This is a genomic window from Paraburkholderia sp. SECH4 (assembly GCF_030511745.1).
Lineage (GTDB): Bacteria > Pseudomonadota > Gammaproteobacteria > Burkholderiales > Burkholderiaceae > Paraburkholderia > Paraburkholderia madseniana.
Genome location: NZ_JALOCP010000036.1, coordinates 37744 through 50317 on the forward strand (window position 1 = coordinate 37744; position 12574 = coordinate 50317).

The window sequence follows — 12574 nt, forward strand, 5'->3', positions numbered from 1 at the left end:
TAAAAATTCGATCACTGGTGGTCAAATTCGGTGCTAGCTGTCGGGAATTTTGTTCCGCAAGAATCGCCAGCAATCGCACCAGATTCGCATCGCCGTACAGGTCGATTACCGAAAGGCAGTGGTAGCGACAGACCTTCACGGCGCGGGAACGCCAGGCTGATCTGTCCATTCACCCGAGAAAGTTGAGACGGTCATCGAAGACACAAAGCCTTCCCTGCGCAATGACTTTGTTTCGTGATCCTAATAACAATTCAGATTCAAGTATTTGCTTTCACTTTCCCAAAACAAGCCATTCAAAGGAAATCATGAATCGACGCATCTTTGTTCTCGCTTCAATGGCCCTGTTCTGCCAGACGGCATCCGCCCAAAGCAGCGTGACCCTGTACGGGCTGATCTCGACCGGCATCGTCTACGCGAACAATCAGAAAGGCGCCGACAAGCAAGGCCACGCGACGTGGCAATTCGCGAGCGGCCCGATGCAGACGCCTCGCTGGGGGATGAAGGGCGTAGAGGATCTGGGTGGAGGTCTGAAGGCCATCTTCACGCTGGAAGGCGGCTACAGCCTGGCGACTGGCGCACTGTCCCAGGGAGGCCGTGAGTTTGGCCGGCAGGCGTTTGTCGGCTTGTCGTCGGATACCCTCGGAATGGTGACGCTAGGCCGTCAATACGACGAGGCGGTAACACTGTGTGTATTCTCGTCGGCCTGTCAGTTCGCGGCGTACGGTGCGCACATTGGCGACAGCGATAACGTGTTCGACACGTTCCGGATCAATAACGCGGTCCAGTACAAGAGCATCGACTACAAAGGTCTTCAGTTTGAAGGGCTCTACGGCTTCTCGAATAAGGCGGGTGGCTTCTCCGACAACAACGCCTATAGCGCCGGCGTGCAGTATCGCAACGGACCGCTGTCAGCCGGCCTGGCGTTCCTTCAGGTCAATACGCCGAACGACGCCAATAACACGAACGGCGCGGTGGTCAACGACTATGGCTTCACGTCACCGTTCATCACGAATCCGGCGACCAAAGCGGGCGTCAACAAGCAGAGGATGTTTGGAGCGGGCGGCGCTTACGCGTTCGGGCCGGCGAACCTGTCGCTGCTTTATACCAACGCGCGATTCGACTATCTCGACACGTCGCGCCTGACGCTGCAGAATTTTGAGGTTTCGTTGACCGACTACGTGACGCCGCAGCTCATTCTGGGCGCCGCGTATATCTTCACGACAGGGCAATATCACCCGCAGAACAACAGTCCAAAATGGCATCAGGTGAATACCGGCGTGGACTACCTGCTCAGCAAGCGCACCGATCTATTTCTGGTTGGCATCTATCAGAAAGCGGCGGGTGATGCGCAGTACGCGCAGATCTATTCGCTCTCACCGTCCACCACCAAGTCGCAAGTGTCGGCGGTGATCGGACTCCGGCATAAGTGGTAAGCCGTGTGATTTGCCGGCACGACGGCGCAGAACGCCGGATCAAAGGATCCGGCGTTCTTCAGTGGGCTGGCCGGCGATGTCGATGGCCAGCAGGAAATCAACGCTCTACCTTCGACATAACCGCCGTCGTCGGGTCATACCGATAACCCTTCTGCGAAAGTCGCTCGGTCATCGTCGCCCCGATCAGCTTTTGCTGCGTGTCCCGGGATACCAACTCACTATCGGGCTTAAGCCGCTCAAGCTCAGACGAGAGTTTCCGGATGAGCGCCACTTCTCCTGTGCTGCGCGAGTCGATGAACAATAGCTTTTCGTTTGCCGAAGCGAGTCGTTCCTTCAGGTCTTTAGCATGCTCCACCCACTGTTCAGCAATCGTGCGAAGCTCGTTAAAGGCCTTCTCATGCGCTTTGGCCTGAGCCGATATCTGCCGTTGTAACTCGACGACTTCTTCCGCCTTCGCAGAGTCGCCCGCCTGAAGGGCAAGTTGATGGTTGCGTCGCGCTTCTTCCGCGCGAGCCTTCTCGACTTCTCCAAGGCGCTGCGCCAATGTCGCCGCATGCTGTTCGGCGGCCTCTGCCCGCTCCTTCGCGGCAGACGCATCCTGCGAAACCTGAGCCAGTTCAGCGATCGCGGCCGCTTTCGCCTCAGTCATGGCGCTGACCTGCTCCCGCGCCGCCTCGAGTTCCCGGGTGACGCCTTGCAGTTCGTCGTGCTGAATCGACGCTGCCCCGCTCCTCTCCGCGCTTGTCCGGCGCTCTGCTTCGAGCGCGATCCGCGCTTCCTCGAGTTCCCGAGTGACGCGCTGCAGTTCGTTGAGCTGGACCGACGCTTCCTCGCCCCGCGCCGCGCTTGTCTGGCGCTCGGCAGCGAGCGCAGTGCGCACCTCATTGAGTTCAGCTTCGATCGCGGCAACCCGCGCGAGGCTCTCGCTCACCTGTGCCGTGGCGGCTTCTGCGCGTGATGAAGCCGCACTGGATTCCTGCGACCATCGTTCCGCTTCGGCAGACTTCGCCTGCTCGACTTCTGCGAGACGCTGCTGCAACGTCACCGCATGCTGTTCCGCGAACTCTTCCCGCTCCTTCGCGGCAGACGCGTCGTGCGAAACCTGGACCAGTTCAGCGGTCGCGGCCGCGTTCGCCTCGGTCATGGCGCTGACCTGCTGTCGCGCCGCCTCGAGCTCTTGGGTGATACGTTGCAGTTCGTCGCGCTGAATCGATACCTCCCCGCTCCGCTCTGCGCTTGTCCGGCGCTCTGCTTCGAGCGCGATTCGCGCCTCCTCAAGTTCCCGACCGACACGCTGCAGTTCGTTGAACTGACCCGACGCTTCCTCGCTCCGCACTGCGCTCGCCTGACGCTCTGCTGCAAGCGCGGCATGCGCCTCATCCCGTTCAGCCTCCAGCGCGGCGGCCCGCGCGAGGCTCTCGTTCGCCTGCGCCGTAGCGGCTTCTGCACGCGACGAAGCCGCGACAGATTCCTGCGCCCATCGCTCAGCTTCGGACGACTTCGCCTGCTCGACTTCTGCGAGGCGCTGCTGCAACGTCGCCGCTTGCTGCTCGGCGGCCTCTGCCCGCTCCTTCGCGGCAGACGCATCCTGCGAGACCCGAGCCAGTTCGTCCCTCGCGACAGACGCGTCGTGCGAAACCTGAGCCAGCTCAGCGCTCACAGCCGCCTTCGCCTCAGTCATGGCGCTGACCTGCTCCCGCGCCGCCTCCAGTTCCGGTCCGACGCGCTGCAATTCATCAAACTGAATCAACGCTTCCTCGCTCCGCGCCGCGCTCGTCTGGCGCTCTGCTTCGAGCGCAAAGCGCGCCTCATCCCGCTCAGCCTCGAGTCCAGCAACCCGCGCGAGACTCTCGTTCATCTGCGCCGTGGCCGCTTCTGCGCGCGCCGAAGCCTCGCTAGCCTCATCCAACGCTCTATCTGCTTCGGCCGACTTCGCCTGACAGTCGTAGCCGATCGAGGTAACCTCCTGCCGCGCCTCGTCGAGCTCCTGCTTCATTTGTGCGATCTGATCGTGGTGGCTGGAAGCAGCAGCGGCCAACTCCCCACGCGCGTGACGCTCCTGGTCGAGTTCCGCCTTCGTGTGCTCCAGCGCGGCCTCTTCCACCGACACACGTTGTGCCAGTTCTTCCGCGCGAGCCTCGCCAGCGTCAGCACGCGCCGTAGCAGCCGCGAGTTCCGCCGCGAGACGCGCGGACGTATCCTCGGCGATGCTCAGCGCGCTCGCCAGCGCACTATGCCGCTCACGCCCGGCTTCGACTTCCGCCGCTGTCTTCTGATACTCGGCAAGCGCCTCATCCCGTTCCGTGCGGGCAGCATCGAGGTGCTGGTTCACGGCACTCAGGTGCTGACTGACCGCCCGGTCAGCTTCGCCTTGGGCGGCCATCCAGAGCCGCTCAGCGGCACTCGTCATGGTTCCGGCGATATGCTCCGGCAACCCGGCCTGAACCTGCACATGGGGCGTGAGGGGCTGTCGCGCTTCGCGCCAGCGCTGCAAAGCTGCCGCAATGGCAACGATCGACCCGCCAGGAATCTCCGGCCAAATGGTCACTGGAGACACCTTCCTGCCTTCTTCGACCATGCGATCTGCGATTCCGGCGACGAGTTCGTCCGTGATTGTGTCTGCGTCCGTAGACATAAGCGCCTCAAAGCTCATTTTGACCTGACGAAAAATTGAGTCCCCAATACGTTACTCCACCCAGCGATATTCCCGATGAAAGGAATGCGGGTTGGCTCATACCGCGCGATTCGCCGTTCACTGAAAAAACCGGCAACGCGGTGACTGACGTCATCCGCGCGGTACAGCGTGAGATCGATATTATGGGCGATATCAAGGCGGCATCGGACGAACGGACGTGCGGCGTCAAACCGGCCACTATTTAAGGCGAACTGTTCGACGTCTTTTCTATTTCTTATTCGCCGACATGCAGCGCGGCGTATTCCAGCTTCCGGTTGTCGGTCGCAAGCGCCAAGTCGCGACACTGCCGGTGGCGCCAGCAATGACGATGAGGGCGTTCATTGATGGCGCCTCCCGCACTTACTTGCCCTGGAGCAGAAGACCCAGCGGGGCGAGCGGGCGAGATCGCTTGTCCACGGCAGCGACCTTGAGCTCGACGCCATCGCAGTCGAGGTCGGCTACGCTGACGGGGCGACGTTGGGAACGCTCTTGCGTGATCGCTTAGGGCGGGGAGTGCGCGAGCTTCGCGCAGAGCTCCGCTAATGCACAAAGCCGCATTCGAAAAAATCGGCTGAGCGTCAGCGATAGCCGATCACACCCCGGCAAGCAACGCCCCCGCGCCAGGGACGATCGGCTCAAGCTTAAGATGATCCAGCATGCGCCGAACGGTGCATACCGCAGTCGAGACGGTGCGGATTCCCAGCATGTCTTCAATGCGCTGAATCGCCGGCAATGAAGGCATCTGGACGCAAGCGGACGCCACCACGACGTCCGCGCCTTCCGTGTTCAGACCGCGAACGTCGTTGACCAGTTGCATCGGGTCGCGCAGACCGACTTCAAGGTTGTCGGGAATCTCGAAGCAGAGGGAATCGATGACCTCAATGCCTTCGTTCTCGATATAAGCGACGACAAGGTCAGTCAAGGGCCGCATGTACGGCGCCATCAGCGAAATCCGGCGGGCGCCCATGATCTTCAGACCTTCTACCAACGCGCCCGCGGAGGTCATGACGGGCGCAAGGCAATGATTGGCGCGCGCAACTTCCAGCAGTTCGCGTTCGGTTTGCCGATGATATCCGGGCCCCATCGCCATGATCGCGACCAGGCACGCCGTGCTCATGACATCGACACGCGCGTCGGCGAGTTCCGCCGCGCAGCGCAGACCTTCCTTGTTCATCGCGACCAGTTCTTCCTTCGTGACCTTGTGCATTCTCATCCGGCTCGAATGGAAAGTGAACCGCTCGGGACGGATCGCTTCACGGGCACGCAGCATGGCGGGAATTTCCGTTTCCATGGTCGTATTCGAGCTTGGAACGATCTGTCCGATACGAAAATTTTGAGGCATCTTTCTCTCCAAATAGAATCAGGTATCCAAATTTATGAACTGACTCAGTCCGGCATGCCCGTGCCACGCGTCTCCGGCAAAAACCACGGAACCACGATACCGATCAGATACACAGAGCCGAGTGCCAACGCAGCTTGAGACACACCACCGAACGATTTGATCATGCTGCCCGCGATGATCGGGAACACCCACGCGATCAGACGCGCAGCATTGAACACGAAGCTAATCGCGGTGGAACGTACGCTGGAACCAAAGAGTTCACATGGGTAGATCGCCATCCAGACATAGGCACAGCCCAGGGTGAAGAAGCCATTGATTGGCGCAACGACCATCATCGCTTCGACGCTCGTCGTCAGCTTGTACGTGACGATCGTTGTCAGCAGCGCACCGACGAAAGTGAGTGACAGGAACGCTCGCCGGCCGATTGCATCCACCACGAAGCCCGCGATCATGTAGGCTGCAATCGCGCCGATGGTGTACGCAATCGATACCTTCGAGCCCCACGACAACGCATCGGGGATGCCTTCGGCTTTAGCGAGCGCTACGGTATAGGTCGGCAGCCAGCTGGAAATGGCCCACCAGCCAACGGTCGTGACGATCGACAGCACGAGCAGAAGCAGCGTGCGGCGCAGCGCTTCGGGTTCGCGGAACAGTTGCGTGAGCGTGAAGGGGCGCTTGTCGGAAGCAGACGCGTCGCCCGCAACCGGCTGGGTGCTCGTCGTGCTCGTCGCGCTCCAGCGTTTTTCGCGCACCGCGCGTTGCCATTTCTCCGACTCGTTGACCCCGCGGCGGATGTACAGCACAAAAAGCGCCGGGACTGCGCCAAGCACGAACATCAACCGCCAGGTTTCGGCGCCGAGTGGATGCGCCGACGACAGCGCGTACCACACGACCGCCGCGATCAGCGTGCCCCAGCCGAAGCCCGATTGCAGGAAACCCGCCCCTTTCGCACGCGCCCGCTCAGGCCAGGTTTCCGACAGCAGCGCGACGCCCGTGCTCCATTCGCTGCCCATGGCGAGGCCGGTCAGGAAGCGCAGCCCGCACAACACCCAGAAGGTTTGCGAGAATGCGGTCAAACCCGAAAACACCGCATAGAGGAATACGGACCAGAGCATCATCCGCTTGCGTCCAACATAGTCCGCGAGAATCCCGCCGATCAGACCACCCGCCCCCCAGCCAAGCAACGTGATGCCGATAACCAGACCTGCGTATGTCGTGGGCGACGCGGCTTGTGCCGGCGACAGCACCGAATGCAGCATCGGCCCAAGCACGACGACAAGTGCCAGTGCCTCATAGCCGTCGAAAATCCAGCCGAGAAAGCTGGCCTTCAGCACACGCCAGTGCATTGCCGTGAGCCCCTCGTACCAGCGAGTTCGCGCGCTCAAGGCCAGTTGTTTGTGTTCCATCTTTCGTCTCCTTCATGTTTTCAACCGAGTTTTCCTGCGTGCCGGCCGTCCACCGGCTTGTGCTTCTGAAAAGGCTGATGGGCCGGCGTCCAGGACAACCGCGCCGCCTCGACATAGAATCGCGAGGCACAGTGCCCGGTCGCACGCCTCGACCGTTCGTCCTGCGAGGATCGAGCCCTATGGCACACAGGATGCCGGTCACGAGGCGGATTGAAAACTTCTCAATGTTCAATAGAGGCATCGCCAACCGCGATGGGTGCCCGCGACCGGATAGCCAACCCGAAGGAGTAAGGATGCGTGTTTCAGCAGAGCGGCCGTTGCGCCTCGACATGGAGTCCCTGCGCATTTTTGTGGCTGTCATTGAGGAGGGCAGCATTGCCGCGGCGGCGGCCCGCACGCATATCGTGGCGTCAGCCGTCAGTAAGCGCGTATCGGATCTCGAAGAGGACGCCGGCACGCCGCTGTTGTATCGGCACAGCCGCGGTGTGCAACCTACGCCGGCCGGCGAGGCGCTCTATCATCATGCGAAGCGGCTGAGCGAGCACTTGCAGCAAATTTCGGATGAATTGTCTGAGTATTCGGCGGGATTGAGGGGCCATACCCGGATTTATGTGAACTTTACGGCCATGGTCCAGTATCTGCCGGGTGTGCTGCGCACCTTCCTGCGCACCAATCCGAAGGTGCGGATCGATATGGCCGAGAAGTCGAGCGATGAAGTCGTGCAGGCAATCGCAAGCGGTGTCGCCGATCTCGGCATCTGCGCGGCTACCAGGGATGCCCTCGGCGATCTGCAGTGGCGTCCATACACCGTCGACAAGCTGGTCGTGATCGTGCCGTCGGATCATCGGCTCGCCGAGCGCGCAAGCGTGACCTTCGCCGAAGTTCTGGAGGACGACTTCGTCAGCATGCCGTATGGCACGTCCATTTCGAAGTTGTGTCGCGCCGCCGCTGAGCGTGCGGGCATGCGGCTTCGCGTGCGCATCGAAGTGACCAGCTTCGAGGGCGTGCGCAACATGGTCAGCGCGGGTCTCGGCATTGGCGTGCTCCCCAAGGGAAGCGTGACGCCATATATGCAGTCGGTGCCGTTTCGCGTCGTTGAGCTCGATGAACCGTGGTCGCAGCGGCCACTGGTCATCATCGCCCGCAACTTTGAGACGCTGCCGCTTCCTGCTCGCATGCTGGTCGACCACCTCAACAAGCACCGGGACAACGAGTCATGATGACGGTCACAAGTCGATGGTGAGCCATCGCGGCTCGCGATGGGTGGCGTCGTTACTTATTGATTTACGTGACGGGCCGGGATTCTTAGCATTCGGGTAGCAGCAATATCAACAACTCATGGAGCGCGCAACATGAACCCCAAACTCCCGATCAAGGTCGCCGTCCTCGACGACTATCAGAACGTCGCGCTGAGCGTGGCAGACTGGTCGCCGCTTAAGGACCTGGCAGACGTGACGGTGTTCAACGATCACGTCGCTGATATCGGGAGCCTGATTCAACGCCTGCAGCCATTCGACGTCGTATGCGTGATGCGGGAACGCACACCGCTGTCCCGCGTGGTCATCGAAAGCCTGCCGAACCTGAAGCTGATTGCCTCGACCGGCCCGGGGAATGTATCGATCGATCAGGAGGCGGCTGCCGAACGCGGCATCGAAATTCGTCATACGGGCTATTCGTCCACGCCGACGATCGAGATGACGTGGGCGCTGATTCTCGCGATGGCCCGCAACATTCCTCTCGAGACTCAATCAGTGCGTCAGGGAGGCTGGCAGCTTTCGCTTGGCGAACAACTCGCGGGCAAGACGCTCGGATTGCTTGGCCTTGGCCATATCGGCTCGGCTGTCGGCATCATCGGCCGGGCATTCAGAATGAACGTCATCGCGTGGAGTGAGAACCTCACCGAGGAACGTGCTGCGGAAAAAGGCGTGCAACGAGTCAGCAAGGGTGTGCTGTTCTCCACGGCAGATTTCCTGTCGATCCACTTGCGGTTTAGCGAGCGAACCCGAGGTTTGGTCGGCGCGACGGAGCTCGCGCAGATGAAACCCACGAGCCGGCTGATCAATACGTCGAGAGGAGCGATCGTCGACAATGCCGCCCTGCTTCGGGCACTCACGACCGGTCAGATTGCCGGCGCTGCGCTGGACGTGTACGACGTCGAACCGCTCGACAATCCGCACCCGCTGCGCGAATTGCCCAACGTGCTCGCGACGCCTCATATCGGCTATGTGTCGAAGGAACTGTATCGCACCTTCTATGGCGATACGGTGCAGAACATCGTTCGGTGGCTTGATGAAACCGGGCGTTCTGCGCAAGGGTAGCGGTCAACAAGTCACATAAGTCACGTCTACGGCGGCGGTGTATGTGCCACTGTGTGCCCGCGCGCGCGCACAATATCGAGCGTCTCCTGGTGGAATGCCGCTAGCGACTCGCGGTGCGTGACACTGACAATCGCGGCTTTCGGCAATCGCTCGTTCAACAGGCGATACAGATACGCTTCGTTCTCGGTATCGAGCGCACTCGTTGCTTCGTCGAGAAACACGTAGTCAGGCTTGTGCATCAGCACACGAGCGACTGCTAGCCGCTGTTGCTCGCCGGGAGAAAGAATGCGCCACCAATGGTCAGATTCGTGCAATCGGTCGACGTAGCCTTCGAGCCGGCACAGACGCAGCGCCTCGCAACATTCCTCGTCGCCGAAGTGGGCGGCCGCTGCTGGATAGGTGAGCCCAGCCTTCAGGGTGCCAACCGGCAGGTAGCTCTGCTGCGGGACGAACATCATGCGCGCGTTCACAGGTGCATCGATCGAGCCGTTTCCGAACGGCCAGAGACCCGCCAGCGCGCGCAACAGCGTGCTCTTGCCTGAGCCGGAAGGCCCACGCACGCGCCAGCGCGAACCGGGCTTGACGGCAATGTCGCGCACGCTCGCAAGCGTCTCGCCGTTGGGCAGCGCAAGCGTGAGGGTGTGCGTGGCGAGCTGGCTCTCGTCGACGTAGTGCAGATTGATGCCGCCATGCTCGGTGGCGGGCGACACAGACTCCTTCAGATGAGGTAGCTGCATGACGCGCTTGAACTCGCGCAGACGATTAACGGTTGCGCGCCATTGGACGAGCGTGTCGTAATTGTTGATGAACCATGAAAGCGATCCGCTAACCGAACTGAATGCGTCGGCGATTTGCATCAGTGTCCCGAAACTGAGCACACCCGCGAAATAACGGGGCGATGCCACGACGATCGGAAAGATTTCGGCGATCTGAGCGTAGAAATTAAGCACGAAGCTGTAGCGCCGCGTGTACTTCATCACGCGCCACCAGTTTTCGCGAATCCGGCCGAACAGGTCCTGGGCGGTCGATTCCTCGGTCCGCATCCCGTCGTAGAACGCAATCTGCTCGGCGTTTTCGCGCAGACGGATCAGACCAAACCGGAAATCCGCCTCGACGCGCTGCAACTGGTAGTTGATCGACACAAGCGGGTGCCCGACCTTGTTGGTCAGGAGCGAGCCGGCAATCGCATAGACGATGGCTGCCCACAGCATGTAGCCGGGAATCTGGACGGGCGTGCCGCCAATCATGACGGCCAGCGCGCCCGCCGTGCTCCATAGGACGATCGAGAACCAGACGAGTGTCTCGAGCGTCGAGAGCAGGTCGAGTGTGAGCGAAAGTGTAGTGTTGGCGAATGACTCGAGGTCGACGGCGACCCGCTGGTCAGGGTTGTCGGCGAGGCGGTCGCGCTCGATGCGATAGAAGGTGCCGTCGCCCAGCCATTCCTGCAGATAGCGTGTGGTCAGCCACTGGCGCCATCGGAAGCCAAGCATCTGGCGCAGATAGCGGTTATAGACGGAGATCGCGACGAACGCGAACGCCAGCGCGCTGAAAAGCAGCATCAGCTGCGGGAATTCATGGACCTTCCTGCCTTCCAGTGCGTTGTAGAAATCACGGTTCCATGTATTCAGGCGGGCGTTGATGCCGACCAGAACCAGGTCCATGACGATGATCGTGATCAGCAGACCCCACGCGGTCTTGCGTTCCTCAGAGACCCAGTACGGTCTGATCAGGCTCCAGGCTGAGACACGGTCCGCTTGCCCGGAAGCAGGGCCGGAAGATTGGTCGCTCATGAACGCCCCTTAACGCGCCGTGAATGCGGATCGAGTGCACCTGACGAACTGCGTGACGCATCATGATGGTTGACCTGCTCCCGAACCTCCGGGTGCGGTTGCCGGCGCAGTCAGGTCTTCGTCGGAAGACGGGTGTGCCATCTCTTTGCCAGCCGGCACGCGGCCTGATTCGGCAATGTCAACCCGAATACTTCCTTGATTATTCCAGTACGCCCAGGTGGCGTCGTTGGCAAAGCAATACAGGTAACCCGAGTAAGGCGCCTTGATCTCCATCTCTCTGCCGATTCTGAAGTAGAAGGGTTCAGGTGACACACCTGCTTCGCTCGGTTCCCCTGGGTATGAGATCGCACCGCAGAGTTCAAACCAGTTCGCCCCCCTGACCCGCTTGGACCATGCAAACAGGCGTTGCATCCAGTTACCTGGCGTGCCCTCCGCGCCCGATACGCTGTCCCCATCCAGCCATGTTTGACCTTCAGGCACCTTGAACCGGTAGCTCACCCCTTCCTTCATGAAAATACCGGTCCAGTTCCACAACGTGCTCGCGAAAACCCGCACCTGGACCCCCATCGCAGGGTCTATGTTCGGTCGATAGGGGGCCTGAAAGATTGGCGGACTGGCCTGCCGTGCCAATGCCAGATCCGATATCGATTCGGAGCATATTCGTGAATCCTTCGCCAGATAGGGAAAGGACCGGGGACGAAATCCGATCCTCCTGTAAAAGCCTGTGAGTGAGTTGTGAAGGACGCCATGTACCGCCGACAACTGGCCCGCATCCGCTATCTGGTCCAACATCTCCAATTCAAACACCGCACCGCACTGCGCAGCCTCGGCAATCATCCATTTGAGTGTGGCATCAGAAAGCCCGGTCTCCTTGTAGCCGCCCCCAACGTCGGCGTGCACGCCAGGGAACCACACTTGCGTCACGCGTACCGGGTCGCAACCATCCGCGTCCGTCCACAACGTTGGAAAGAAGGTGTTCCGCTGCTCATCAATGGCAAGGCCTTGCACCGCGCGTTCAACTTCTGGCGAAAGCCTCGTGTCATGGAATTCGAAGCGCTGTCTCCCGAAGCCGAATAAGTTCGCAATTTCAGGAATACCGAGAGCGCCCACCGTCTCCCACACGCCCAGGAAGCGAATGGGAGGTGGTTTGCCATTCTCGATGCAGAACCGTTCCTGCAGGCTGATGTTTTCCGGCATTTTTGGGTCAAGCCGGTACAGGTTCCATGCCTGCTTGACCAGCGCCCAACTTGCCTCGCGAGGAAGTCCACAACGGTGAAGCATGCCCACCAGGCTTCGAGCCGTGAACGCGCCACGCGAAAAGCCAATGACAAAGATTTCAGAACCTTCCTCGTAGTGGTCGGACAGCCACTTGTACGCGGTTCGAATGTCTCGCGAGAGGCCTAATCCCAGCGCACCGTCTACGATACGACGAACTCGCCCTTCATTAGCGCCAATGCCGACGTGGTAGTACCGGAGTTGCTCGACGCCATCGTCACCGTGGTCACTCAACGCGTTGAAAAAGCGAACGACATTGGTTGGAACAGGCACCCCCTGAAACTCGTCGCTATCCGAGTTCCATGTGCCGTCGCAGCAAACGAAAAGTCTCTTCAT

The 12574-nt window shown here is 60.5% G+C and carries 9 protein-coding genes and 1 pseudogene; 5 read left to right on the top strand and 5 right to left on the bottom strand.

The features are described from left to right. Positions 1 to 305 precede the first annotated feature (305 nt). A complete protein-coding gene (locus M0D67_RS33430; protein ID WP_266241163.1) occupies positions 306 to 1433 on the top strand; it encodes a porin in 1128 nt (375 codons plus the stop codon). Between the two features lie 97 nt (positions 1434 to 1530). Here M0D67_RS33430 and M0D67_RS33435 read toward each other — a convergent pair whose 3' ends face one another. Continuing rightward, the gene (locus tag M0D67_RS33435) at positions 1531 to 4068 is read right to left on the bottom strand and encodes a DNA-binding protein (protein WP_266241165.1); all 2538 of its coding nucleotides are present in this window, start codon (positions 4066 to 4068) and stop codon (positions 1531 to 1533) included. Positions 4069 to 4103: 35 nt separating this feature from the next. Here M0D67_RS33435 and M0D67_RS33440 point away from each other — a divergent pair, with 35 nt between their 5' ends. Both M0D67_RS33440 and M0D67_RS33445 read left to right on the top strand, forming a co-directional pair. Next, entirely contained in the window at positions 4104 to 4313 is a 210-nt protein-coding gene (locus tag M0D67_RS33440) for a hypothetical protein (RefSeq protein ID WP_266241167.1), read from the top strand. 181 nt (positions 4314 to 4494) lie between these two features. Beyond that, positions 4495 to 4650 (top strand): annotated as a pseudogene (locus tag M0D67_RS33445) (AraC family transcriptional regulator); the annotation flags it as partial. Positions 4651 to 4699: 49 nt separating this feature from the next. Here the strand turns inward: M0D67_RS33445 and M0D67_RS33450 are convergent. Further along, positions 4700 to 5449 (bottom strand): Asp/Glu racemase, encoded by a 750-nt coding sequence (locus M0D67_RS33450; RefSeq protein WP_266241169.1) that lies wholly within the window; start codon positions 5447 to 5449, stop codon positions 4700 to 4702. A gap of 44 nt (positions 5450 to 5493) precedes the next feature. Then, the gene (locus tag M0D67_RS33455; protein WP_266241171.1) at positions 5494 to 6855 is read right to left on the bottom strand and encodes an MFS transporter; all 1362 of its coding nucleotides are present in this window, start codon (positions 6853 to 6855) and stop codon (positions 5494 to 5496) included. 293 nt (positions 6856 to 7148) lie between these two features. Between M0D67_RS33455 and M0D67_RS33460 the strand changes: the two genes are divergently transcribed. Continuing rightward, entirely contained in the window at positions 7149 to 8075 is a 927-nt protein-coding gene (locus M0D67_RS33460) for a LysR family transcriptional regulator (protein ID WP_266241173.1), read from the top strand. Between the two features lie 132 nt (positions 8076 to 8207). Beyond that, positions 8208 to 9173 (top strand): D-2-hydroxyacid dehydrogenase family protein, encoded by a 966-nt coding sequence (locus M0D67_RS33465; RefSeq protein WP_266241175.1) that lies wholly within the window; start codon positions 8208 to 8210, stop codon positions 9171 to 9173. Positions 9174 to 9199: 26 nt separating this feature from the next. Here M0D67_RS33465 and M0D67_RS33470 read toward each other — a convergent pair whose 3' ends face one another. Together M0D67_RS33470 and M0D67_RS33475 are read right to left on the bottom strand one after the other, a co-directional pair. Beyond that, positions 9200 to 10963: an ABC transporter ATP-binding protein/permease gene (locus tag M0D67_RS33470; protein WP_266241177.1), complete on the bottom strand. Its 1764-nt coding sequence runs from the start codon at positions 10961 to 10963 to the stop codon at positions 9200 to 9202. 60 nt (positions 10964 to 11023) lie between these two features. Then, positions 11024 to 12574, bottom strand: a complete 1551-nt coding sequence (locus tag M0D67_RS33475; RefSeq protein WP_266241179.1) for a DUF2235 domain-containing protein — start codon at positions 12572 to 12574, stop codon at positions 11024 to 11026.